Here is a 25,873-nt window from a genome sequence, read left to right on the forward strand (position 1 = left end):
ATTCAAGATCAAACGCAGGCGAGATCTGGCAGTGTGAGGGGGATGGGTGGCAGGCACAACGGGGCATTCTGCATCGAATGAGACAGTAGCAGAAGAGACAGTAGCGGAAGAGGCTATTCAGTGGCGTGATCCGTCGACATGGCTGGTGCCTTTTTGTTTTAGCGATACATTCAAGTTTGCCTTCCGGGTTGCTATCAGCCTGACCTTAGCGTTTCTTATACCTATGGCCATGGGATGGAGTCAGCCCTCTACGGCTGCAACGACCGTTATGCTCATTGCCACAACCGGTAGCCGTCGAGAGTCTTTGGCCAAAGGAACGTTGCGGGTATTGGGTACCATTGCCGGTGGGATCATTGGATTGTGTCTTGTGGGCGCATTTGCCCAAGACCGTATGTTCTACATGCTCAGTGTCTCTATTGCCATCACGATAGTCTTCTACCTTCGCTCTGCCTACCAAAAAGATCCTACTTTGTTCATGCTGACAGGCGTGATGATCATGATGATGTACAACGGGGGAGATGCTGAAGGTGCGTTTCTATACGGTGTCGAGCGAACCTTCATGACTATCTTTGGTGTCGTCGTTTACACTTTGGTAGGCGTGTTTTTGTTCCCGCCTCGTGTCGAGCAGAATCTTCACAAGCTCGCGGGAGAGTTAGTGGCAAGTCAGCAGGCCCTGTTTGAACATATCAGCCAGCCAGTGTCCGATCAGGTACAAATACCTGTCGGTGAGGATAGCCCGGAAGCACTATTGCCAGTTGCCCCCCCTGATGCTGGGGAGGGCTCGCAGGCAGAGGATGAGCAAGCAACTGTAACGGTTGCCGATCTCAGTAAGGCGGTTTACGCCGCGCAGCAGGCATTGGAGGGGCGTTACCAGACCCTGAGCGCAGAATGTAGCGAAATTTCGGCTTATAAAAAAGAATGGGACGGCACGATAGCCCTGTTTAGCCAAATAACGAATTTGTTGATGTTTGCCGCCAAAGATCATTCTCGGGCTGGCGGGCATCCAGCCGAATTTATTCAAGACTATGCTGGCATACGTGATGAACTGATTGCCCTGTTTGAGGCTCTACCTGACGCTTGGCATAGTCGTGAGGCTTTCCCGCCGGAAGCCATCCCCCAACTGGCCGTCGATAAACAAAAGCTCGAAGGGGAAAGCCATTTGTATCGCGGTGAGGCCATCAGTAGTTGTTATTTATTTGGGGCTTTACGTGAAAGGCTTGTTCAGTTGCAAAGTTGTATCAGTAGCATCAACTCGCTAACCGGTAAGGTGGGGTTCTCTTTGCCATTATTGGCTGAAAAGCCGGCTTTCATCTGGTGGGATGCGGAGAATGCCAAGACTGCCATAAAGGTGTTTGTTATCTATTGGGCGACAGGGTTATTTTGGATTTACGCCAATCCGCCTGGTGGCTATAACTTTGTTATTTTCGGCACTATTTTCGTTTCTATTCTTTCGTTTATGCCGATGCACCCAGCGGCATTGTTTGTACTGTTTACGCTGGGCTTTGTTGTCTCTGTGCCTGCCTATGTCTTCTTGTTGCCAGAGCTGACCCTAGGGGCGGAATTGGGGGCATTTATCTTTGCCTATACGTTTGTTGCTTTCTATGCCCTGAAGGGGCCTGTGACAATTTTCTTTTTACTGGGATTGTTCACCATGGGGATCGATAACTCCATGGTCTATCACTTCGGGATCACCCTGACTATCGTTTCCCTGTTTTATTTGGTGGTAGGTGTGGTTGTCGTGGCCCATTTCTTTCCGTTTTCCTCCAAAGCCGAGCATTTGGTCATGGTGATGAGGGAGCGCTTTTTCCGCCATGTTTCGGCCATTGTCTGGTTGGTTCAGCAACCTGAACTTAATGGGTGGCAACGTTTGTCTATGCGCTGGCATGTGACGGTAGCCAAGACGGCATTGGCAAAATTGACCCTGTGGTCGAGCAAGGTCGATGGTGATTTGTTCCCGGGGGCAACACCAAGTGAGCTGGGCGAGTATGCTTCTCAATGTGACTTGGTGTTTCACCATTTGCTGACCTTGCAGCAGGCGGAGTCTAAATTAGAGGTGAGCCCATTAGTCCATACTGCTCGTCAGCAGCATCGCGATAAAGTGATCCCATTTTTGGTTGAGTATTTGGCTGGCGATCCCAAGGTATCGCATTTGGTTCCAGCAGATGTCCAGCACGACTATCAGGAGCTGGAGGCAAGGCTTGATCAATTTTTTACTGAACAAGAATGGCAAAAAAATACGAATTCAGACATTGCCTATTTCTATATTTTCCTAAACTTGAAGAAAAACTTATTCGAATCGCTGCTTGCTTGCTATCGGGCAAATGAAAAAGTGGCTTGGGATGTATTGACGCACAAACGTTTCTAGGGGGCGCTGTTTGACAGCAAAAAGGCACGTATTGCTTGGCGTTTTGAGCCGTATTTTGAGCTTGATGGTATGGGTATACCTACTTACCGGTTGTACGGTGTTAGGGCCTAATTTTGTTGGGGTCCCAAAAAAAGAGTTGCCAAGTACATGGACCGATCAGGATTTCCAGTCAAGCGTATCCAGAACAGAGCGCTGGTGGCAGCAATTTAATGATCCGACGCTGAATCAACTGGTGACAGTCGCTGCCGTGCAGAACCTTGATTTGGAGGCTGCAGGTTTGCGGATTATTCAGGCCCGTGCTGCCATGGGTGTTGCTGACTCGTTCCGTTACCCACAAGTACAAACGCTGTCAGGCAATCTGGCCAAGATATATCAAAATAATCAGACGTTCGATAATGCGAGTGTGAGCTTTGATGCTGGTTGGGAACTGGACGTCTGGGGGCGTTATGTCAGGGGCGTCGAAGCGGCCGAGGCCGGATGGTATGCAGCCATTGCTTCTTATCATGATATTTTGGTGACCATTACCGCTGAGGTTGCCCGAAATTATGTCAATTACCGTACTTTTCAGGAAAGGGTCTTGTTATCTCAGCGTAACATCGAGATCCAGAAGAGGGTTGTAAGGATCACCCAGATCCAGTATGAGTCTGGAGATGTTACCGAGCTTGATGTCCAGCAGGCCAAAACTCAGCTTTATAACACCCAGTCGGCCTTGCCAAGCTTGAAAATAGGCATGGTTCAATCGCGCAATGCGTTGGCTGTGCTGTTGGGCCTGTTGCCTGAAGAGGTTGAGCCTTTACTCAATCAATCTTGGGTTGGAGATAAAGTAGCCGCCTTCGACACCAAGTACAGCCAACCCGGCCATCGACGCATGATGGAGAGTTATGATAACTATTCATTGATACCCGCCACGATGCCACTGAATACACAAGTTGATGCTGGTTTGGTATTGCGCCGTCCTGATCTTCAATTGGCTGAGCTACAGGCCCACGCTCAGAGCGCCCAAATAGGGATAAAAGAAGCGGATCTTTATCCGCAGTTTTCGCTTTTCGGGGCGATTGGCATAAATAGCACCGTTTCTGCGGGATCCAATTTCCAATTTGACGATAGCCTTAACTTGACTCTAGGCCCTTCATTTTCTTGGAATATTTTTCAGTATGGTAGGGTTGAGAGCAATATTCGAATTGAAGATGCCCGTTTTCAGGAGACCTTGACCAGCTATAACAAGCAGGTACTGACTGCGGTGCAAGAGGTGACAAGTGCCCTTGAGTCTTATCAGTTAAACCGGGAGCAGCAGGCACTGGCTCTTAATTCGGTTGATGCATCGGTACGGGCTTACAATATCTCATTGACTCAATATGAAAATGGTCAGATTAGCTTTGAGCGTCTGCTCAATTCAGTCGAGAAAATGACCCGAAGCGAGGATGCCTATGCGGTAGTGAAAGGTAACGTTGCCAACCAAGTGGTGGCTTTGTACAAGTCACTAGGCGGTGGTTGGGAGGCTAATACGGGCAAGGCTTTTGTCAGTGATTCGCTAAAACAGCAGATGCAATCACGAACCGATTGGGGAGAGGAGCTTGATTCGACGACATTGCCAGTATTGTCGCCAGATCAGGTTGTCCCGGCGCGTTCGCCATTTGGTGATCCTATTGATCCTGATAAACAACGTTATCCAGGAGGTCCGCAATGACCGTGCCCCATGAACTCGCGTGGGGTGATGTTTATTTTTCCCCTTTTTTGTCGGTGATTGTGCTGGCGGTGATTGCTAGCTGGATAACCGTATTGGTGATGAACAAAATACGCCTGTCCCGGCTGATAGCCTTTCCTTCACTGACTTTTATTGCGATCACCGTGTTTTATGTCATAGCAATTGACGCGTTTTATATCCGTTTCTAAGGGTGGCTATGAAAAAGATAAAAAAGCTCATTGTCATTATTATTAATCTGACCATTATCGCGTTGGCGTTGATGTACGCCTATCAAAAGTACCAGGTGTATTTTAAGAATCCGTGGACGCGTAACGGCCAAGTCAGGGCCAATATCATCAAGGTTGCCCCCCGGGTTTCAGGCCCGGTTGTGTATGTCGCGGTTAAAGACAATCAGTATGTACGTAAAGGCGATTTGCTGTTTAAGATTGATCCGATTACGTATGAGGTTCAGTTGTCTCAGGCTGAGTCTTCCCTTCAGCGTTCGAAAATTAGCGCCAAAGGCAAAAAGATTGAATATGACCGTTTGCTGGATATTCAGGCCAAGGATCGCGGGGCGGTATCAAGTAAAGATCTTACCCGCCGCAAGATTTCCTATGAGGAATCGTTGATTCAAATACAGATCGCGGAGAAAAAACTCCAAGCCGCTCGGCTTAATCTAGAGTTTACTCAAGTTTTTGCCGCCGTCGATGGTTATGTCTCGAACCTTGATATCCGTGAAGGGACGCAGGCGGTCGCTAATCAGCCATTGTTGGCACTGGTTGATGTGAATAGTTTCTGGGTATTTGGTTATTTTAGAGAAAACCAGCTGGCTAATATTCATATTGGCGACAGTGCCAAGGTTACGCTGATGGCTTATCCGGATACCCCCATTGATGCCGTGGTTGATTCATTGGGTTGGGGGATTGCACCTAAAGACGGTTCAACGGGCTATAACTTGTTGCCAAACGTGAATCCGGTTTTTCAATGGATACGTCTTGCCCAGCGGATCCCTGTCAAAGTGACGTTGGGGGTGTTGCCTGAAGGGGTAGACCTGCGGTTTGGGATGACGGCTTCTATTATGGTTATTGATGAAGAATTGCTGCCAGATACCAGCGAGAGACCGATGGAAACAGATAAGCCAGATGATAGAGACATTGGTAGCTCTTCATTACAGGCATCCTCGAACGTATCGGTGATCGCTGGGACAAGTGGCTCCAATAACAATAAAGAGGGGGACTAATGGCGGGGAAAATTACGGCGGAGAATAATTTTTATTATATGACGCTGGCACTTATAGTTTTGCTGGTCAGTGCATCGCTCGATATGGTGCTGGAGATAAAATGGCTGGACGCACTGTTTCAGGTTCTGACGATATTGACGTTTGTTGTCTGTCTGGTGAGTTTGCGCTTTGATAAGGCGTGGTATCGCTTTTTAATGACATTAGCGGTGATATGGGCTGTACTGGCTTTGATGAAGGCTGTATTTGATGTGCAGCAGACCGATATTGCAATGATGCTGCTAATGTTTACTTTCTTCTTCGGCACATTTAAGTCGATTGCCCGCCAAATCTTGTTTACCGGCACGATAGATAATAACAAAGTGGTGGGTTCATTAGCCTTGTTTTTGCTGCTGGGCTTGATGTGGGCACTGCTCTATTTGCTGATATTAGAATTTTCCCCCACCTCATTTACCGGTATGGAACATAAGGCATGGGGCGAGAATTTTTCTAATGCGGCGTATTTTAGTTTTGTAACACTTACGACATTAGGCTATGGCGATATTAGCCCAGTGTCACCGTTTGCTCAGGTAGTGGTGTACTTGGAAGCCATTGCCGGTGTGTTTTATATGGCTATCGTCGTGGCGAGTTTGGTGGGCGCGAGTCAGAGCAATCAATCATCAGTATCAACCAGTCAGGAAGAAAATGATGGATAAAGAGATTGAACGACGCAACAGCAGTATTTTCGTGAACAATATGGTCGAGTCGGCAATTCGGATAGGCTTGCTGTTTGTTTTGGTGGTGTGGACGTACGACATCATCAAACCTTTTATCATCCCCGTCATGTGGGGGGCGATCATCGCTGTTGCGTTGATGCCCCTGACGACAAAGCTAGCGAATATGCTGGGCGGAAAGCGGGGCATGGCAGCTACCTTGCTGGCGCTGTTGGGGGTGGCTATTTTGATCATCCCACTGATTATGGTGATGGGCTCTGTTTACGATGGAATCGTTAATGTCACGGATATCCTTCAGGGCGAAAGTGTCAAAATTCCGGGACCGACCGATAAAGTTGCCGCGATACCGCTTATTGGCCAGAAGCTCTATGACGTATGGGCCTTATTTGCCTATAACCTCGAACAGGCTGTTGTGAAGTTCCTGCCAGAAATTAAATCGGGTGTGGCGGCGTTTGCGGGGATGTTGGGAAGCGGCATTGCCACTGTGGTTATGTTTATTATCTCGTTGCTTATTGCAGCTGGGTTTATGACGCATTCTGAAACAATGACCGCCGCCGTGGATAAGATAGCCGTTCGGGTGGTGGGTAAAAATGGTGAAGAGTGGGCCAATTTAATTGCGGCAACAGTGCGTAGTGTGTTGCTGGGGGTCGTTGGGGTCGCCTTTATTCAAGCCGTATTAATTGGTGCTGGGTTCTTTGTTTTCAGAATTCCGGCGGCGGGTGTACTGACTTTACTGGTCTTTATTCTTGCGATTGCTCAGTTGCCAGCATTGCTAGTCGTTCTTCCTGTGATTATTTACGTGTTTTCCTATATGGATACAACACCGGCCACTATTTTTACTGTGTGGGTTATCCTTGCGGGCCTGTCAGACAATATTCTTAAGCCGATGTTGATGGGGCGAGGTGTTGATATTCCGATGCCGGTTATTTTGATTGGTGCCATTGGTGGGATGATCGCCGCCGGTATTATTGGTTTGTTCGTTGGTGCGGTGGTGCTTGCCCTTTGGTATGAGCTATTTATGCATTGGGTGAAAATGCCCCAGCAACCGCAGAATGCCGATAAGAGTCAGGAAGCAGGCTAAGTGATTTGCGACTGCTGCATGCTGAGTAATCATAAAGCGTAGGTTAGGATTGTTGGACATCCTCGCTGATTTGGCCCAAAGGTATGGTATTGTGACTAGGTAAGGTTCTAGTACCAAGGATACCAATGCAGCAGTTTTTCAAGCAAATATACCAATATATCAATCCGGCCGTTGACCCTGATATGTCAGCGGCTAATCAGCACTGGGAGCAGTGCTTGCCAACGTTGTGGTTACTGGGTAAAACGGGGGCTGGCAAGTCGTCGTTGATTCAGGCTGTTACCGGTAATACTTGTGTCGAGATCGGCAATGGTTTCCAGCCGTGTACCCAAACCGCTTATTCATACGCATTCCCTGAACAAAATCCTATCTTACGCTTTCTTGATACCCGAGGACTGGCGGAAGCGAGCTATGAGCCTGATGAAGATATCCAGGCGTGTTTGCAGCAGAGCCATGCATTGATTGTGGTGATGAAAGCAGAAGAACCCGAACAGGGAGAAGTATTAAGTGCCTTGTCGAAAATTCGTAAGGACAACCGGATCCAGAGCTTGCTGGTGGTGCACACTGGCTGTGATTCGTTGGCATCTGAGTATCAAGCAAAACAGGCCATAGCTTATAATCAGCAGCAAGTCGAAAAGATATGGGGTGAGGAAGTCGATCTGGTTGAGGTTGATTTTGCCTATTGGCAACATGTTGCTGAAGACCAAGACCAAGACCAAGACCAAGACCAAGACCAAGACCAAGCAAGCTATGATCATGGCCAGCATGCGCTCGTTAATAAACTTGCACAATGGCTGCCCGTGCTGTATCTGCTGCAGGGCGAGCAGCATCAAAAAGATCACGAGCAACGAAATTTTGCCAAGTTGCAAAAAGAAGTGCTGTGGTATGCAGGAAGTGCAGGGGCAACCGATGCCATTCCCGCGGTAGGACTCGTTACCGTACCCGCTATTCAGGGAAAGATGCTGCACAGCCTCGGTGCGCATTATGGCGTCGAATGGAACCGGCAGCGATTTGTCGAGTTCAGTGGTTTGCTTGGCAGCAGTTTCGCGCTGAAATATCTATCCAAGTTAGGGGTACGTCAATTGGCCAAGTTGATACCTGTTTATGGCCAAACTGTAGGCAGTGCCGTAGCTGTCGCCGTGAGTTTTGCCATGACATATGCCATCGGCCGTGCTGGTTGCAAGTATCTGTATCATTTGAGCAAAGGTGAGATTGTGACAAGGCAAGATATTCAGGCCGTGTTCGAGCAAGCCCTCAAGCAAGTTAAAGAGAGCCAGACGAACAATGAAACGAACCACTAAAACTATAGGGCTATTGTCCCGTACGGCATTGGGCTTTTTCCCCTTGCTGATCGTTGCCATTTTTATCCCCATATTGGTTCTTGCTGTGTTGGGGCTGGTCGATGTGATTCAGAATGGCCAATGGTTGCTGTTATCGGTATTGTTGGCGAGCAGTTCGTTAGTGATGGCGGCGGGATATTTGTGGGTTCGCCGTCAACAGGCTCAGGCTACAGGTAGTGGTGATGATGTTGGTTCAGCCTCTGCTGAAGCCCGTTACGATGTTGCCCCATCGAAAGAGTGGGGTGAGTTTGAACAACAGCTGTGGCAGCAGTTGAATGAGGTTCTGAAAGAGCAGTTGAGCACGGATGACAGCTGGCCGGCACTACGGGACCACAGTGTGGTGCTGGCACAAAAGGTTGGCGTGGCTTTTTATCCCGATCGTACCGCATCATTGGCGTTTACCGCTCCTGAGTTTTTATTGATGTTAGAACAGGTCAGCCGTCGATACCGCCGCTTTATACTTGCTCATGTACCGTATGCTGAAAAACTGAAATTATCGACGCTACAGCAGGGCTATCAGCACAAAGATAAGCTTGGTAAGGCGAAGAAAGTTTACGATGCCTACCGGGTTTTTCGAGCCTTGACCCCTGCGGGGCTTATTGCCGAGGCGCGAGGGCAGTTGCTTGGTAAATTGTTTGATGAAGTCAGTGACGAGCTGCAATACCAACTGAAAAAGGTCTTACTGCAGGAAGTGGTTTCTGTGGCAATAGATTTGTACAGTGGTCGGTTCACGGTGAGCGATGATGAACTGGGTAAAAGCAATGGCTTGGTGACAGACGAGGCATCATTGGCTGCTGACGTCGAACCGTTGCGAGTTGCCGTGATTGGGCAGGTAAGTGCGGGCAAGTCGTCTTTTGTGAATGCATTTGTTGGGAGTATGGTGGCAGAAGTGAGCCCTATTCCTTCTACAGATAGTATCGTTATTCATAAGTGCGAAGTGGAAGGGTTGGATTTGATTCATTTGGTAGATCTACCCGGCTTGGACAGTAATCCCGCGACCCTTCAGTTATTGCTAGAGCAGATGGCCAACAGTGATTTGGTTTTCTGGCTGGTTAAAGCTAACCAACCGGCACGTCAGCTTGATACTGCCTTGCGTGCAAAGTTTGATGCGTATTACCAATTGCCAGAGAATAGTCACCGTAAAAAGCCAGTGCTGATCATGTTGCTAAATCAAGTTGACAGGCTTTCGCCGGTGGGTGAATGGTCCCCGCCTTACAATATTGAAAACCCTTCGAATGCTAAGGCAGCAACGATTAAAGCGGCACTTGATTACAATATAGAGCAGTTGCATCCTGACGAAGGGATTGTGATCGCGATGCCCGAAGGTAAAGAAGCCTACAATATGTCTGCGGTCGGTGATATTTTGCTGATGGCATTTGAAGACGGGGTCAACACTCAACTAAACCGTCGCCGCCTTGATCGCAGTGACAAGGCAGTAGCCGATCATGCCAAACGCTTATACCGGTTAGGTAAAGTTGCAGTTTCTCACTGGCTAAAATAACGAGCTTTATATTCGAAAATACCAGCATGTAGTGCTGGTATTTTTTTTTGCTCTCATTAAAAGAGTACTTTCTGATACATAGTGATAATGTAATGTGCCAAGATGGCAACAAAGCTGTAGGGAAAGTATGACTTTTTTGCTAGAGCAAGCAAACTAATTTATCACATCAATAAAAAAATCACATGTACGGTCAAATAATGAACAAATTTGGCTGTTTCAGTAATATTACTGTAATAAAACATTCATAGGATGCCCCTAGCTGAAGACATAAATTAGGGAGCCAGCTATGAGCGTACAGTCAGGAACCTTCAATAGCCCACAACACGGTGTGAGTTCACCACGTGTGCTACAGTGGTTAGGCCTGTTGGTCATGCTGTATTTGTTGCTTGTGTCAGTGTCGATGATCGGAAGTGGTTTTAAGTGGGCTGTTGGTGAGCAGGCCAAGGAACTGTTTGCTTTTGCTTCAAATCCGGTAGCTGGTTTGATGATCGGTATTGTCGGTACAGCGTTGATCCAGTCATCCAGTACGGTGACGGCTATTATTGTTGGCTTGGTTGCCGGTGGTTTGCCGGTTGGCACGGCCATACCTATGGTGATGGGGGCGAATATCGGCACCACGGTCACTAATACGCTTGTCAGCCTTGGCCATGCTCGCTGTAAGGAGGAATTTCGCCGGGCGTTTAGTTGTGCAACGGTTCATGATTTCTTCAATTTGCTGGCAGTATTCATTTTCTTGCCATTAGAAATGATGACTGGGTTATTAGCTAAGTTGTCTGGTTGGTTGGTATCGCCGCTGCTGCAAACCAATGATCTCAGCATGAAAAGCTTTAATTTCATAAAACCGCTGACACAGCCTGCCGTAAATAGCGTTAAGTCTTTGTTTGAAGTCTTCCCGACCAGTTGGGGTGGGGTAGCATTAGTGATATTCGGTATCGTCACGGTTATCGCCTCTATTACCGTAATGGGTAAGTTGATGAAGACGCTGATGGTAGGTAAGGCTCGCACCGTGCTGAATAACGCCATAGGTAGAGGGCCACTCCACGGCATTACATCAGGTATGCTCGTTACTATTTTAGTACAGTCATCATCTACAACAACGAGCTTGGTTGTCCCGCTGGTGGGCAGTAATGTATTGAGTGTTCGTCAGGTCTATCCATTTACTCTGGGGGCGAATATTGGCACCTGTATTACCGCACTGTTGGCGGCCACGGCGGTGGTCGGTGGTAATGCTGCATTTGCCTTGCAAATTGCCTTGGTGCACCTATTGTTCAATTGCATTAGTATCCTCTTTATTTTTGGGATACCCGTGTTGCGCGAACTACCGTTGAAATGTGCAGATACCTTGGGAGGCTATGCGGCAAAAAGCAAGTGGGCCGTGGTGGCTTATCTCAGCATGATCTTTGTTGTGTTGCCTGGATTGGTATTGTTTATCTCATCACTATTTTGATGGGATCTGTGGCTGTATATTCTGAAAGAGAAAAGCCCCTGATTGTTATCAGGGGCTTTTTGATCGACGCTATCTTATCCTGAACAGTGTTTACATATTAAGGACAGTTAAAGCGTAAGCTTCGTTTAGCGTTTCACGCAGGTAAAAATGGCATTGCCAGAGGTTTCTGGTAGCGGCAGAATTTTATCGTAATCGTGCTCAAAGACATGCACATCAAAATACGGTTCCAGCAGCGCTTTAAGTTCGTCAAAACTAACTGCAACCATAGGGTGCTCATCTTCCCAGTACTGAGTTTGTTCTGCCGTGTTTTTTTCAATACTCAGTTTGAGGGTCTGCCTGTCACCTTCACCGCTGTAATACCATCCGGATTTGAAAACAAATTGGCTATTGTCTAAATCGCTGGCATGGCGCATGAAAGAATTATTGTTGATTTTTGTTTTTTCCACTGTATTGAAGCAGAAGACACCGCCTTCTTTCAACGCTGCATGTACACTTGCGATGCAACGTTTTAAGTTTTCGATATTGCCGCAGTAGTGGATGGAATACAGAAAACAGGTAATGAGATCAAGAGGTTGGTCAACTTTGAAATCGCACATGTTCTGCAGGTCAAAACTTGCTTCCGGGCAGCGAATCTTCGCGAGCTCTAACATCGGTTGGTTGAGGTCAAGCCCATTGCTTTGAAAACCACTGTCGATGAAATGACGGATGTGCGGGCCTGTGCCACAAGCAAGATCAAGGTGGCGAGTACCATTATTTCCGAATAACTGATGAAGTCGTCGTACGTAATCGCTTTGTGCTTTGTAGTTGATGTCTATGCACATTAGGTCATAGTAGCCAGACAAATCGGTATACAACGCGTTAGAAGAAATAGTAGCCAAGTGTTGGTGCCTGTAATCATTGGGGACGCGCATACTACACTGGAAATTTTGAATCACAAAGCATATTAAATGCGTCATAAGGCTATTTATTGTTCAGTTGGTTGATTATGTTTTTTTAAGTCCTGTGATGATATTTAAGCTTATGATTTTAAATGATTATGTTTGTGCTTGTTAGGCTGATATAAGAAGGTGGATTTTTTTAGTCGGCGTAAATGGCAAGATAAAAGAATATCGTTATAACAGGCATTTGGGGTCACCAGAATCGCTGTCAAGCCTGTTGTATTGCTTATAAAAATACGCGTTCAATCGCAAAGTTATTATCTAATCTATTCTTATATCGGCTAACGCAAAGTGAGCAATGTTTTTATTTGCTCGGTTCGGTTATTAATTGCTCTGTTCCCTTACAGCGTTGTCCGAGGAGATAGAATGAAGAAGCTAATCATGGGGGCGGTAATCAGCACCATACTGAGTACGCCGGCGTTGGCTGATAACCATGTTATTGGCGGGTATTTTGCCGATTGGCAATATGATAATGCCAGTAACCCCTACACAGTAAAAGATATTCCAGCCGATAAACTCACTCATGTGATTTATGCGTTTCTGAGTATGTGCGGCCCGCATACGGGGGCTTCTGAAAAAGTACAGGCGCAAGTTGCCGCCGCCTGTAAGGGAAAAGCACCGTTTACTGCTATTGTTGTGGATCAAGAAGCTGCCTTTGATGTCGACTTTGGCAAGGTGTCGGTGGATGTGCCATACAAAGGGCACTTTGCTCAGTTGGCCGAGCTGAAAAAGCATCATCCTACTTTGACCATTTTACCTTCATTCGGCGGTTGGACAATGTCAGAGCCATTTCATGCTATGGCCAAAGATGATGCAGCCATCAAACATTTTGCCAGTAGTGCTGTTGAGCTGATCGCCAAGTATGATTTCTTTGATGGTATTGATCTTGATTGGGAATATCCCGGAGGCGGTGGCTTGACGACATCACCTTGGAGCCCTGAAACGAAGCTGAGTGATGAAGAAAAAGCGCTTGAGCGTGAAGCGTTCACTAAATTGGTGAAAGCATTACGGGGTGAATTGGACGTGTTGGCCAAGAAAACTGGCCGTGAGTACGAGTTGTCATCGGCAGTGGGAGTTGGACCTAAAGCCGCGCAGATAGACTGGCCAGCCGTTGCACCGCTGATGAACAATATGTTTGCCATGACCTATGACTTCCTTGGTGGGTGGGGAAAGCAAACTGGTCACCTAACCAATTTGCATGCCACTGATCGTAGCGTATGGGGTATGGGAGCCGACGTCTTTATTAATCAGATGATTGATCATGGGATCCCAAAAGACAAACTGGTGCTTGGTGCGGCCTACTATGGGCGGGGTTGGGAAGGCACTGAGTTTGCCGGCGGATTGCCAACCAGCACGCTGATATCAGAAAAGGGCGCAAGTTTTGGTACGGATGATAAAGAGCCGGGATATTTCATGTATTGGGATATCAAGAATAATTATACCGCCAAGCAGGGGTATCAATACGGTTATGATGAGGCGTCCCACGCACCATATCTATGGCACGCCAAGAAGAAGGTCTTTATCACTTACGAAGATAGTCGTTCGGTAAAAGCCAAGGCTGAATGGGCTAAAGCGCAAGGACTAGCTGGTGTATTTACATGGGAACTCTCGGGCGACCCTGACGCTGAACTAACCGGTGTTATGCACCAAGTTTTGGGTAATAAAACAGCCTCGAAATAATATTTATCTTAAATAGAAAAAGCCCGACAAAATATCTAGTTGGGCTTTTTTTTGGTATTGATAAATGCGAGATTATCGATGATGGACTATTCTAATAATCGCTGTAAATAAAATATAAATGATATTGTCAATTCGTATAACCAGTATGATTATTAGTGGAGTCTGCATTCTGGAAATCCACGTTAAGTAATTTCATTAGAATATGAATTTCTTATTTTTTATTCGAGAATATTGGAACGAATAGCACGTTTTTATGCACTGTTTTTGCTGTTGTTATTAACCTGTACGTCACTTGCATAATTAAATTTCATTAATGTTCAGTATTGTGATCAATATGACGACTGTTCGAAAAACAACCATGATAGCATCATTGCCAGTGGAATTTTATTATCGACAGATTCAATTATTATCACACTTTTGAAAGGGGAAAATATGTTGAAATTAAATCGTCTTTTTTGTGGGATGGCATTCGTTGGGGCAATGACATTTTCGGCTAGTGTTTTCGCAGCAACGGCACCTATTAGTGATTTTAAAGTGGTCGGTTATTTCCCGTCATGGCAAGGGAGCACGGATGCTGTCCAATACGATAAACTTACCCATATAAACTATTCATTCTTATTGCCGAATGCAGATGGTACGCTTAAACCGCTTGAAGGTGCTCATACGCTAAGAAATCTGGTGCAAAAAGCCCAGTCGTATAATGTGAAAGTCGGGATCGCGATCGGTGGTTGGAATGGCGGTAATGATAGCGCATTTGAAACCTTAGCTGGTAATCCAGTGACACGGACAGCGTTTGTCAGCAATGTAATGGCTTTTGTTAACCAGTACAGCCTTGATGGGGTTGATATGGACTGGGAGTATCCCGATCCTGGAGCATCGGCAGATAACTACGCATTATTAATGGATGAATTGAGTAAGGCATTACGGGCTGAAGGGAAGTTTTTGACCGCAGCAGTCGTCGCATTAGGGCATACCGGAGAGGGGATTAAACCTGAAGTTTTTGATGATATCGACTTCCTCAACTTGATGGCTTACGACAAAAATAACGGTGATCATTCTAGTTATCAATACGCTCTAGACTCGATTAAATACTGGCAGGGTCGAGGGTTGAGTAAAGAGAAAACAGTGCTTGGTACGCCTTTTTATTCTCGTCCGGGCTGGAAAAAATATAAAGATATTGTCGCTATCGATCCAGCTCAGGCATGTGAAGATGAGCTAACCAAAGATGCCAATGGTAATGTAATTAGCACAAATTATTATAATGGCATTCCAACAATAGCCAAGAAAACGCAATTGGCGTTGGATACCGCTGGCGGGATTATGAACTGGGAGCTTACTCAAGATTCGGCGGGTGAATTTTCTTTGTTGAAAGCGATGGATGACACAATCAAAGGTAATCCGATCATCGTTTGTGATGGTAATACGCCGCCGGTGGATCCGGATAAACCTATACCAGATAGCAGCTGGAATGCGGACAAAGTGTATGTGGGTGGTGAAATTGTTATCTATGAAGGAAGGAAATATAAAGCTAAGTGGTGGACTCGCGGTGAAAAACCGGGTAATCCGTATGGTCCGTGGCAATTAATTTCTGACGAGGGTGGGATACCTGATGAGTGGGTGGCGGCAGCGACCTATACCGCAGGTATGCAGGTAGTTTATAAGCAGGTGATCTATGAGGCTAAGTACTGGACACGAGGCGATATTCCCGGCAAGGCAGATGTCTGGCTAGAAGTAGGGCCTGTGGCACCACCGATTCAGGAACAGGTGCTATTCGATGATTTTAGCTATCAATCTAATCTTGATCCCGCTCTAGCAGATTCAGTTTGGACATTGCGTTCTTGGGGAGGTGGTCCCGGTGTGCCTGGGGCGAGTTGGAATAAAGACAATATCAATTTTGTTGTCGACCCGCTAGATACGAGTAACCGCCTGATGACGATGCATTCATCGACGGCAGGCAAGCCGGAAAATACTGTACAGACAGAGATTTTCACCACGGAGCGTCGTTTCCTTGAAGGGACTTATGCCGCACGGGTCAAGTTTTCAGATATACCGTTAGGAACAGCACCTGATGGTGATCAGGTTGTACAAACCTTCTTCACGATTACGCCTTTGGTTGTTGATAACGATCCAAATTATAGTGAAATTGATTTTGAATACCTGTCTAACGGCGGATGGGGTGTACCGCGCCATGTAATGTATGCCACAACGTGGGAGACTGTTCAGGTCGATCCTTGGTTGGCAGATAACTTACATACGTATGATCAATCCAGTTATGCAGGATGGCATGATTTGGTATTTCAGGTAGCAGACGGTGAAGTGAAGTACTTTATTGACGGTAAGCCGTTTGCTAACCACGGTGGTCATGTTTATCCTGAAACCTTGATGTCTATCCATTTCAATCAATGGTTTATCAATGCTAATTCGGTGACGTCAACAGAAACGCGTACTTATGAGCAGCAGGTAGACTGGGTCTTCCACCAAAAAGGAGCGGTTCTAAGTCCGCAAGAGGTAAAAGCCAAGGTTGAGAAATACCGGGCTGAAAATCTCGCCTATAAAGACTCGATTAAGTAATTAGCGATTGGGAGCAATCGTGGCTAGATGGAAAGGAGGTGTCATTTACACCTCCTTTAATTATCGCGGAAATGTAACGAAGGAAAAGTTGGTGAGAAACATTATCTTTATATGTAGTCGAAACCAGTGGAGAAGCCCAACAGGAGAAAGTGTATGGAGAAACCATACGGACTTGAATGTAAGATCTGCGGGAACTAGCCCTAAAGCGAAACGGACCGTAAATCATAAAGATATCATATGGGCTGATGTAATTTTTGTGATGGAAGAAAAGCACAAAAATAGGCTGAAAGCGCAATTTGGCAAATTATTGGAATATAAAGATATTCAAGTGTTGGATATTCCCGATGAGTATAAGTATATGGATGATGAGTTGGTGAAAATCATGCAGCACTCTGTTAGTGATTATTTAAAGTTATAACAAAAAAACTATCGTAAGGATAAGTTCTGCCCTTGATAGATTATGAATATAATTATTGAATTTTAGTGTCTTTGGAAGGGTAATCTACTTTAATGTTTTATAAGTTAATAAGTGTTAGTATTGCTATCACTTTAATGTTATGCACTATGTTTTGTAGGATGTATGTCAAAACGATGGAGTAAGCTCCAGAAGGAGCTCTATGGAATACGCACAAGCGATATTAATATGCAAATTCATTGCAGTATATATAGAATGAAATCATCACGGGGGACAACGGATATCCCGCGTTACTGGATTACTGTCAATAAGCAGGTGGTATGGGATTACCTAAAAGATTTTATCCATAATACAGAATCTCAAAGGTCAGATCTTAAGTACTATCCTTATGTGACAGATATATCGGAGATTTCATCGTTGATTCGTGAGTATATTGATACGCCTAAAGATGAGCTTTTATCCAAGGATTTTAACAATGATCATTGGGGGTTGACGTATATACTTAAAGCTATTGACCGGCGCATTGGTAAAAGGCGTTTAAAGGATATATCTTTAGCGGCCGGTTCTGAAGCGGTTGATTTAATAGTGAAGCAGAGAATGGGTATTAAAGATCAAAAATGCCACTCAATTGCTTGAGTGGCATAGGTAATAAATAGATACGAGGATGGGTGATACTGTACGTATCAGGCCATCAGATTAACGGAACTTGTAGTCAACCCAACCGCTTGAGAAGGTCCACTGCTTGCCGTTTGACCAGTATACTTCAGGCTGCTGAGTACACTGGTTACCGCTGTTGACAAAACCCACACCGTAGAAGCCGGTTTTGTTGATTGCGCATAGTTCCTGACTATTTAATGTCGTCACACGCTCACCTTTTTGCTCTGGAGAGTACAGAGATAGCCATTCAAACTCGCCCACTGGTGAGGCAAACGCCACTTTCTCACCGTTTGGCTGGCGGTAGCTGATCTCATCACCACCGGTACAACGGTATTGCTGATCATCCAACTGCTCTACGTAGCCGTGAAGTTGGGTGGTGCCTGTTTCCGTGGTGTAGTCGAAGCGACACAGGTACGGATCATCACCGTGAATCGGCATTTTCGCCAACATCATACGTTCCTGATTGTTCAGGCTCTCCGGCGCAAAACGATCTTCATGCTGGAACCAACCCTGAGGCAGGTCAGAGAAGGTCATGAAGTACTCGTCCAGCAGGTACATATGACTGTCGCTACGGTGCTTACGCTTACCTAGGCTGATGTCTGCGTACTGGTAGGCGTCGTTTTCTTCTTTGTAGAAGCCATTGAGGTTGTCATCCATATACGGCAGATCGCCTTTACGGATGTGGTAGTTTGCCATCATGGTCATCAGAGGTTGCCAACCGTTGCCGCCATTGGCGAAACTAGTGCCGTGACCGTATGACTTACCATCAAAACCGTGGCCGAATTCGTGTGCGATAATGCCCCACTGGCCGTAGTAGTGGCTGTAGAACAACCATGTGTCTACACCGGTAATGCCGCCAGAACCCAGACCGCCACCCATTGCTGTAATGCCCACATTAACGAAAGGACGCTTCAGCATACTGTGGTAGTAGTGGTTGTAATCTTCCGCCGTGAAGTAACCGCCAGGCTCGTGCACTTGGCCCGCGTATGAGTGCATGTTGTAGCCAATGATATCTTCAAAGTTAAACCACACGTGCTTAAATTCATCAGACGATACCATGTAGGCGAAGTTGGTCATGATGATCAACCATTCACGCGCATACAGGCCATTCATGTCACGCCATTTGTGGTCAGCCGTGCCCGCAAAGCGGATTTCCCACGTTGGTTTCAGGCGAGACAGCGTTTGTGCAAAGGCATCACTTTCCGAGCTGAAGCGATGTTCAAACAGGTCTTTCACTTCCAAGTCTGCGGCGAAAAGATCAGACAGATCGAACACACCGTCGTTATTGGCACTGTTGAACTGGAAATCCGAGCTGAATGCAGACAGTGGCAGGGTGATCTGTGCGTACGCTGGAATGCGATCCAGTGTGCCCAGTTTGAACCACTTGTTAATGCCGTTTAGTTTTAGCTCTGGCGTGATATCGCGCAGTTCTTTTGCCGCGTAGTTGGTGATCTGTACCGTTTCATTGTTCAACAGTTTCGTTTGAACTAATGAGTTGATGTTAACGGAGCGCAACTCGCGGTCCATTAATACGTGATGTGGTTCATCGTTGCCCAGAATCTGCGTCACAGACGTTGGCATTAGCTGGTCAAACGCAATGGTCTGTTGTGCAACAGAGGTATCTGCCACAAACGTGATTTCGTTATTCAGTAGGTAGTTAATCGCAATGCGCTCTCTGTTTGCCGTGATCAGCTCATTGTTGGCAAAGTGCAGATCTTTCAGTGCAGAAACAGGTTGGCCATTGATAGCACGCACGGTGCGTAGTGGTTCACCGAATACAAAACCATTGGCAGCAAACGCAGCGGCATCATGCCATTCAATGCGATCTTTAAAGCTGACAACTAGCGTATTGTTGTCCAGATCCACTTTTTGCAGGTTCAGTGACACCACTTTCTCTGCGGCTAAATCCGCGCCATCAGCGAGGGCTTGGTCGACCTTCGTCATGTCGTAAACGAAGTAGCCGCGATCCGCCGTGGCCACGATCAGGTGATCGCCAATGGTGTGCATTTGTACTTTACGGTGGGTGTATTTCCCTTCATAGGCAAGGAAACCTGCACGTTTCGCAAAGTCAGGGTTTTCTGGCGTCAGATTTTGCTGACGGTACACAGAAATACGCGATTGTGCATCGGTCACAAACACGAAGTCATCGGTCGCTGCAGACGATTGAGCGTGAACCAGGCCGTTTGCGCCGCCCCATGAACCGGTGCCAGAACCCAGAGACACAACCAAGCTGTTGTTATTGTCTAGGTCAAAGATATCAACACGGTTAGAAGACAGCGAAGACACGTATAGCAGGTTATTGTGGATAGCCAACTCGTTAATACGGTTGTACGGCTGGAAGCCACGATCACTATCAATGCCTTCGATTCGGCCGATCACGCTTTGTGTCGTCATATCGAAAATGGTGATGAACGCAGGATTCGTATCTTGGGTGATGAACAGTTTGTCTTGGTAACGTTCAATGGCCGTGATTGCCAGTGAATCGATACCCAGTTGCTCAGCGGTGATGAACGTGCCATTGCTGAAGTATTGCTGCGTGGTTTCAAAGTCATTCACGCTACATGATGCGGTTTCTAGCAATACATGGGTCGGGCCGTTGGCATCGACGGTACCTTTCGGGTAGTACTCCATCAAACAACCATTGCCGTAATCGTAGTTACCAAACACCTTGTTCACGGCAACCATGCCGCCGTGGTACCAAGTCAGTTCCCAATCGGTATCGATAAAATCGAATACGTTGCGGAAGGCGGTTTCATTGTTAAAGGGTTTTGGAATATCGAATGAAATGTAGTTATCGTCAGTCAGGGCGTATTTCACGCCATTGACTTCGATTTTGCGTGTACCGTTTTCAACGATGACGTTATTGTCATCCGATGCATAACGGCGTAAATCTTCAATCTTGTTGACGATATTCTGATGGACTTCTTCAGAGGTCGCTTTGAAATATTGTTGTTCCGCATCGTTGTTTGATGCGTACGCGTTGACAGATAGCAGAGACGCTATCACCGCAGGCAATAATTTAATTTTCATAGAGATTTAAATAGTTATGTAAATAGTGACTGAGATTTTAATTAAATAAAAATAATTTATTTTTTCGTTAATGATTGATGGCGTTCCTGTTTTCTTTTTTTATGGTAGTTGAGTTGAAAATTGTGAGCAAATAATTGTCTGTGATATGTAGCCCAAAAAAACACGGTCAAATATGAATATTTCTTATCGAAGCGATTTGTTGTTTTTATCGTGGTTTTGGTTGAATGAGATTCGTCAATTATTTGTCATTTATAGTGTGCAATTCATTGGTGATTATCTTTAGCTAAGCTAACTAAAAATACTGAATTAAGGAGGGGTTGAATTTCCCGTATATTTCCTGGTTTCTTGCTGAGAGACTTAAAGCATCGTCAAAGCGATAAACAGTTTGAGGATTTTTTGGTAGATGATAGCTTTTGAAGGAGGGGGGAATAAGGAATATTGGAGTAGGCGGGTAAAGCGGACTTTGAGTGCAATACAAGACAGGGTACTGACGACAAAGCCCGACTTTTCAAAAAAATATGTGTTTTGTTACATTTTCATGGATAGCTGTTTTGCTATCGCATTTTGAAAAATTCTGTACGGAAGCGGTTTTCAGAAATACCTGAAGTCCCCAATCCTGCTTTTAGCATGTTGCCGAATTGCTGTGGACCACAGAAACAGATATCAAAGTTTTTGCATTCAACGGTATTCATAACCCGATCACTGTCCAGACACTCGCCATTTTTAGTGTTTACGAGATGCAATTTGATAAAATCCAAATGCTGAATTATGGCTAGAATTTCCTTATGGAAAAATGCTTCTTGTTCAGAGCTAACGCAATAGAACAGATGGACTTCTTTTAATTTGTCAGATGTGGTTTCAGCCTTATCGGCTAACCAATACAGGCGTGAGATAAATGGTACGATACCAATACCAGCACCCACCCATACTTGTGTTTCACAATTAGGGATTTGAAATGCACCATAGCCACCTTCAACAGTCACTTTTTGGCCCGCTTTAAGGTTGTTCACTAGCTCGTGCGTGTAGTCACCTAGATCTTTTACACCAAATTCAATTAACTGTTTTTCAGTATTGAAGTTTAAAATTGAAAACGGATGAGGTGATTCCCCGTCATGGAAGTCCAAGTAGGCAAATTGTCCTTCCTTATAGTTGATAGTCGAGTCGAGGCTAATTGAAAAACGTACCACCGTATTTGGATCCGTGCCGACGGAATATGTTTTAACGTCTTTAACAGTGCCATTTGCTTTATTGTTCCGGCCAATTTTGCCTGACAGCGATAACCACGAACACCATATACCAGCGGCTGAGATACTGGCTATGGCGATGTTCATCGGTATAGCGCTGATATTCCAATCAAGAAGGAATACGGTATGAAAAATACCGGCCAACATCAAAATGGCACCGAGCTTATGGGTGAATTTGAATTTTTTATAGCTGATTGCTTGAACAAGACTGATGATGACAAAGATCAGAAATAGCTTGAATGAGATATCGCCGACTTGTTCCGCAATAAGGTGCCAATTGATACCGTCGATTTCAGGCCGTGGCCCTCGATTCGGTTTGGAGAGAATGCCCGTTTCAACCAGCCACGGACCACTTTTCACGATAAGCCAATGACAAAATAGGCTAATAGTCGCACCTATGCCCAATTTTTTATGCAGTTGGTAACCCTTGTCTAGACCTTTCGTGAGCTTCTCCACCCAACGAAAACGCATGGCAAGCAAGATGGTAAGGCTCATATAGCCAAGGCCAAGTAGGCCCGAGTACATGGTTAATTGATGACGCCAAGGAAAAAAGCCGTCTAGCTTATCCCAGTTCATCAGTATGTTTGGTAGCCAGAGCAGTGTGAGTATGGCTGTAAATTTAAACATAGTGAGTTGCTCGCCAGTTGTCGTGGAGTAGATGATGAATAGGGTAAGAATGAACAGCGGTGTTATAAAGCAGATTTGCATTCCCTTAATTAGATTTACATATCCTGACATTTTGACGGAGAGTGATTAGGATACGAAGCGCTTTTATGTAGGGTGAATATCGTATATATTTCACTTAAAATTCAATGAGGTAAACATCATGGCTGACGTGATAGATTATAAAAGAAAAGTCTTTGTTAATTTGAAAGACTCTATTATGTATACTCTTTTTGCTGTAATTTCCGGTTTGGTTTTTTTCATCCCGGAAATGTTGGTGGATGTGCCATTTCTATCTTATTTGGCTGGGAAATACTCAGAGATGACTCTTGGAAGTTTCGTTGAAGTCATATTTTTCATTGGGTTTGTCGTATTGGCTATTACACACGCGTTGATGATACATACCAACTACCGACTATATAAAATTGAACAAGAGATGAATACTTCTCTATAGTCATTTAATATCGCTATATCATCATTGTTTATGTCAACGATAAGAAGATAATGGGAAAATTTAATCGCTTTGGATTGTTGCTGGCGCTTGTTGGCTTGATTGGCTTTATCGCTTTGCTTGCTGGGGGTACGCAGTTTCCTGTCGTACGTTGGCCCATTGAAGCATTGTCCGGATTGGCTTTTAGTTTTGCGTGGGGGTTAGGTGTCCCAGTATGGCTTGCATACACCATGGCTTTGGTTTGTTTTGCTGCGGTGGCCATGGCCTGTTATTGGATTGGCAAAAAGCTGTCAATTATGTTTCGACGCTAGGCTCGACGAGGCTTCATTACGTAATAAACGGGCAGCCCTTGGGCTGCCCGTTTTTAATAGTGGTGATGAGTAAAGCCTAGTTGCGACGCTTGATTTTACGCGGCACGACATCTACGCCAGCTCGGTAACGTCCTGCAATAGCATTCAATGTTAGTTCAAGGGCGTTATCGGCAATGAGTTCAAATTGCTGTGGTAAAGACTGTATTTTAATTGGTAGAAAATCCAGTAGCCTATTATCACCAAATGTCGCCAGTTTGGTTTTCTGCATGATCTCTGGATTGGCAAGCAAGCAATCAAGCACCCCTTCAAATAGGGTGTAAGATGTAGCCAAAATAGCATCTGGCATACACCCGTTATCAATCCACTGCTGAACCTGTAGTCGTCCTTGGCGTTGGCTGAAGTGGGTGCCGTTGGCAATCAGTGCTGAGATATCGGGTTTTCCATGATGGCAGTGAGCCCGGATAGCCGACAGGAAACCTTGTTCACGCTCTTTTGATACCCCTAGTTCAGGGACTGCACCCACTAGGCCAATTGATGCCACATTTTGCTGAAGCAGGCTGGCTGTTAGTTCGTAGGCACCCTCGAGATCTTCGCTAATTACAGACGCAAATATTTCGTCATCCAATGCTCGGTCAATAGCAATAACCGGTACGCCGTTAGCTTGAATACGTTTATAAAAATCGTTGTCAGCCGGCAAGGCACTGGCAACAATCAGAGCATCAATTCGGCGGCTGAGGAGGGTCTCGGCAACTTTCATTTCAGCGGTGGGATCGTCATCAGAGCAGGAAATGATCAGCTGGTAGCCTGCTTGGCGTACATTGCTTTCCAGTAGCTTGGCCAGTTTGGCATAACTGCTGTTTTCCAGATCCGGAATAATCAACCCGAATGAGCGGCTGCTGCCAGCCCGCAGCGACGTTGCTGCGTGATCAGGGCGGAAGTTGTGCTCGTTAACCACCGCCATGACTTTTTGTTGGGTCTTTTCACTGATCCGATATTTTGTGGCTTTGCCATTTATGACATAGCTGGCCGTTGTTCGCGATACACCGGCCAACTTGGCGATTTCGTCTAGCTTCATGGTATGAATGTCGTTGCCTGTATCGGACACATTCTACTGATAATGCCGTAAGGCGCAAAGTAGAGGAAGCCCTGTAAAGAGTGGATGCCTGAAATATGACTCAGGCGAATATTTTGTGCGGCGGATCATAGATTACGACATGACTCACTCGACACGATTGCAATATTAGCTGAAACCATTCAGCATGTCAGCTGAAAGGTTTCAGCAGAATGGCAAGGCAATATGTATTGTGCTGAAATTTTTATTTTCCCTCTTTGCTGAATCGATTCAGTTATGTAGGAGGGAGCGAACACTAGACTTATATGGGTAGAAGAAGGCATCGCCTTCACCAGGCATATCAACTGGAGTTAATACATGCTGTCATTATCAAGCAACGATATTCAGCTCAAGCAGTCAGCGGTTAATAAGCAAGAGGCAATTAAGGCTATTGCAGCCGGTTTAGAGCAGCAAGGGCTGGTTGAAGCCGGATATGTCAACGGAATGTTGGCGCGGGAAGAGCAGAATTCCACTTTCTTGGGGCATGGTATAGCGATTCCCCACGGTACGACAGATACACGTGATCTCGTGAAGCAAACAGGGGTGAGAATTCATCACTTTCCGCAGGGCGTGCAGTGGGATAACGATAAAACTGTCTACCTTGCGATCGGTATTGCCGCAAAGTCTGATGAGCATTTGGGGATATTGAAACAGTTGACCAAAGTGCTTTCCGCTGAAGGCGTGGAAGAAAAGCTCAAGCAGGGTGAGAGCGCTGAGCAGCTCATCGCCATTTTGAGCGGCGATGTCCAGCTTGAAGTGGACTTTGATGAGACTTGCATACTTCAGTCGTTTCCTGCCACTGATTTGATCCAGCTTACAGCCGTAGCTGCAGGGTTGGTGAAAAACCGCCACAGTGCGGGTAATGATACGGTCGCAGATGCCATTGCTGCTGGCGCCACGTATTTGGGGCAGGGCTTATGGTTGGCCAAAAGTGCCAAAGGGGTATCCCGCACGACAATGTCATTTGTGACACCTGCCGAGGTGTTTGAAGAGGCGGGACAGCCGGTAAAAGGTTTGCTGTTTGTCGCGGCTTGTAATGGCGTACATCTGAATAACCTGAACTATCTTGCTCAGTTGCTTTACAAGCAGGAAGCCGAAAAGCTGTTTAGCGCATCGCCGGAGAAAGTCGTCTCTTTGCTAACAGAAGAAGTGCTTGATGGTACAACCCAGAGTTTCAAAATTCGGAATCCGCATGGGTTGCATGCCCGTCCCGGGGCGATGTTGGTGAGTGTGGCCAAGAAGTTCGATGCCAATATTCAGGTTTGTAACCTAAATGGTGACGGCAAAGCGGTGAATGCCAAGAGCTTGATGAAAGTGATCGCACTAGGGGTGAAGCAAGGCCATGAGCTTCAGTTTACGGCAGTCGGTGATGATGCCGATGCTGCATTGGTTGCTATTGGCCAGGCAATTGCTGACGGTCTAGGTGAAGGAAAATAA

20 protein-coding genes are annotated in these 25,873 nt (G+C 46.0%); 16 read left to right on the forward strand and 4 right to left on the reverse strand.

Annotated features, from left to right (window positions below; all coding sequences use genetic code 11):
* The first annotated feature begins 145 nt into the window (after positions 1-145).
* The 9 genes from ABT56_RS06190 (at position 146) to ABT56_RS06230 (ending at position 11,365) form a co-directional block, all read left to right on the forward strand.
* Positions 146-2,365: an FUSC family protein gene (locus ABT56_RS06190; RefSeq protein WP_420835121.1), complete on the forward strand. Its 2,220-nt coding sequence runs from the start codon at positions 146-148 to the stop codon at positions 2,363-2,365.
* Between the two features lie 64 nt (positions 2,366-2,429).
* Positions 2,430-4,052: a TolC family protein gene (locus tag ABT56_RS06195; protein WP_047878158.1), complete on the forward strand. Its 1,623-nt coding sequence runs from the start codon at positions 2,430-2,432 to the stop codon at positions 4,050-4,052.
* 2 nt (positions 4,053-4,054) lie between these two features.
* Positions 4,055-4,258 carry a DUF1656 domain-containing protein gene (locus ABT56_RS06200; RefSeq protein ID WP_157037791.1) on the forward strand — a complete coding sequence of 68 codons (204 nt, stop codon included), beginning with the start codon at positions 4,055-4,057 and terminating at the stop codon, positions 4,256-4,258.
* 17 nt (positions 4,259-4,275) lie between these two features.
* Positions 4,276-5,289 carry an HlyD family secretion protein gene (locus ABT56_RS06205; RefSeq protein ID WP_084722183.1) on the forward strand — a complete coding sequence of 338 codons (1,014 nt, stop codon included), beginning with the start codon at positions 4,276-4,278 and terminating at the stop codon, positions 5,287-5,289.
* Positions 5,289-5,981 (forward strand): potassium channel family protein, encoded by a 693-nt coding sequence (locus ABT56_RS06210; protein ID WP_047877994.1) that lies wholly within the window; start codon positions 5,289-5,291, stop codon positions 5,979-5,981. Before ABT56_RS06205 ends, ABT56_RS06210 begins: the two co-directional genes overlap by 1 nt.
* Positions 5,974-7,080, forward strand: coding sequence for an AI-2E family transporter (locus tag ABT56_RS06215; protein ID WP_047877995.1), 1,107 nt, complete (start codon positions 5,974-5,976; stop codon positions 7,078-7,080). The genes ABT56_RS06210 and ABT56_RS06215 overlap by 8 nt, the downstream gene beginning before the upstream one ends.
* Before the next feature lie 125 nt (positions 7,081-7,205).
* Positions 7,206-8,378: a YcjF family protein gene (locus tag ABT56_RS06220; RefSeq protein ID WP_047877996.1), complete on the forward strand. Its 1,173-nt coding sequence runs from the start codon at positions 7,206-7,208 to the stop codon at positions 8,376-8,378.
* Positions 8,362-9,918, forward strand: a complete 1,557-nt coding sequence (locus tag ABT56_RS06225) for a GTPase family protein (protein ID WP_047877997.1) — start codon at positions 8,362-8,364, stop codon at positions 9,916-9,918. Before ABT56_RS06220 ends, ABT56_RS06225 begins: the two co-directional genes overlap by 17 nt.
* Positions 9,919-10,204: 286 nt before the next feature.
* Positions 10,205-11,365, forward strand: coding sequence for a Na/Pi symporter (locus ABT56_RS06230; RefSeq protein ID WP_047877998.1), 1,161 nt, complete (start codon positions 10,205-10,207; stop codon positions 11,363-11,365).
* Between the two features lie 125 nt (positions 11,366-11,490).
* Here ABT56_RS06230 and ABT56_RS06235 read toward each other — a convergent pair whose 3' ends face one another.
* Positions 11,491-12,276, reverse strand: a complete 786-nt coding sequence (locus ABT56_RS06235; protein WP_084722171.1) for a class I SAM-dependent DNA methyltransferase — start codon at positions 12,274-12,276, stop codon at positions 11,491-11,493.
* Between the two features lie 393 nt (positions 12,277-12,669).
* On the opposite strand from ABT56_RS06235, the gene ABT56_RS06240 reads away from it, so the two are divergent.
* From ABT56_RS06240 to ABT56_RS06260, 4 genes are all read left to right on the forward strand, one after another.
* A complete protein-coding gene (locus ABT56_RS06240) occupies positions 12,670-13,983 on the forward strand; it encodes a glycoside hydrolase family 18 protein (protein WP_047878000.1) in 1,314 nt (437 codons plus the stop codon).
* 432 nt (positions 13,984-14,415) lie between these two features.
* A complete protein-coding gene (locus ABT56_RS23205; RefSeq protein ID WP_053062393.1) occupies positions 14,416-16,554 on the forward strand; it encodes a glycosyl hydrolase family 18 protein in 2,139 nt (712 codons plus the stop codon).
* Between the two features lie 19 nt (positions 16,555-16,573).
* Entirely contained in the window at positions 16,574-16,972 is a 399-nt protein-coding gene (locus ABT56_RS06255; protein WP_240478259.1) for a low molecular weight protein tyrosine phosphatase family protein, read from the forward strand.
* A 162-nt stretch (positions 16,973-17,134) separates the two neighbouring features.
* Positions 17,135-17,605 (forward strand): SF0329 family protein, encoded by a 471-nt coding sequence (locus ABT56_RS06260; protein ID WP_047878002.1) that lies wholly within the window; start codon positions 17,135-17,137, stop codon positions 17,603-17,605.
* A gap of 60 nt (positions 17,606-17,665) precedes the next feature.
* On the opposite strand, the gene ABT56_RS06265 is transcribed toward ABT56_RS06260, so the two are convergent.
* Both ABT56_RS06265 and ABT56_RS06270 read right to left on the reverse strand, forming a co-directional pair.
* A complete protein-coding gene (locus tag ABT56_RS06265) occupies positions 17,666-20,656 on the reverse strand; it encodes an LVIVD repeat-containing protein (protein ID WP_047878003.1) in 2,991 nt (996 codons plus the stop codon).
* Between the two features lie 554 nt (positions 20,657-21,210).
* Positions 21,211-22,527: a ferredoxin reductase family protein gene (locus ABT56_RS06270; protein ID WP_047878162.1), complete on the reverse strand. Its 1,317-nt coding sequence runs from the start codon at positions 22,525-22,527 to the stop codon at positions 21,211-21,213.
* 199 nt (positions 22,528-22,726) lie between these two features.
* On the opposite strand from ABT56_RS06270, the gene ABT56_RS06275 reads away from it, so the two are divergent.
* Together ABT56_RS06275 and ABT56_RS06280 are read left to right on the forward strand one after the other, a co-directional pair.
* On the forward strand, positions 22,727-23,017 hold the full coding sequence (locus tag ABT56_RS06275; RefSeq protein ID WP_047878004.1) for a hypothetical protein: 291 nt from the start codon (positions 22,727-22,729) through the stop codon (positions 23,015-23,017).
* Positions 23,018-23,067: 50 nt separating this feature from the next.
* Positions 23,068-23,325, forward strand: coding sequence for a hypothetical protein (locus ABT56_RS06280; protein WP_047878005.1), 258 nt, complete (start codon positions 23,068-23,070; stop codon positions 23,323-23,325).
* Positions 23,326-23,401: 76 nt separating this feature from the next.
* Here ABT56_RS06280 and cra read toward each other — a convergent pair whose 3' ends face one another.
* The gene (gene cra, locus ABT56_RS06285) at positions 23,402-24,400 is read right to left on the reverse strand and encodes a catabolite repressor/activator (RefSeq protein WP_047878006.1); all 999 of its coding nucleotides are present in this window, start codon (positions 24,398-24,400) and stop codon (positions 23,402-23,404) included.
* A 354-nt stretch (positions 24,401-24,754) separates the two neighbouring features.
* Here cra and fruB point away from each other — a divergent pair, with 354 nt between their 5' ends.
* On the forward strand, positions 24,755-25,873 hold the full coding sequence (gene fruB, locus ABT56_RS06290) for a fused PTS fructose transporter subunit IIA/HPr protein (RefSeq protein WP_047878007.1): 1,119 nt from the start codon (positions 24,755-24,757) through the stop codon (positions 25,871-25,873).

The organism is Photobacterium aquae, assembly GCF_001029445.1.
GTDB classification, from domain to species: Bacteria; Pseudomonadota; Gammaproteobacteria; order Enterobacterales; family Vibrionaceae; genus Photobacterium; species Photobacterium aquae.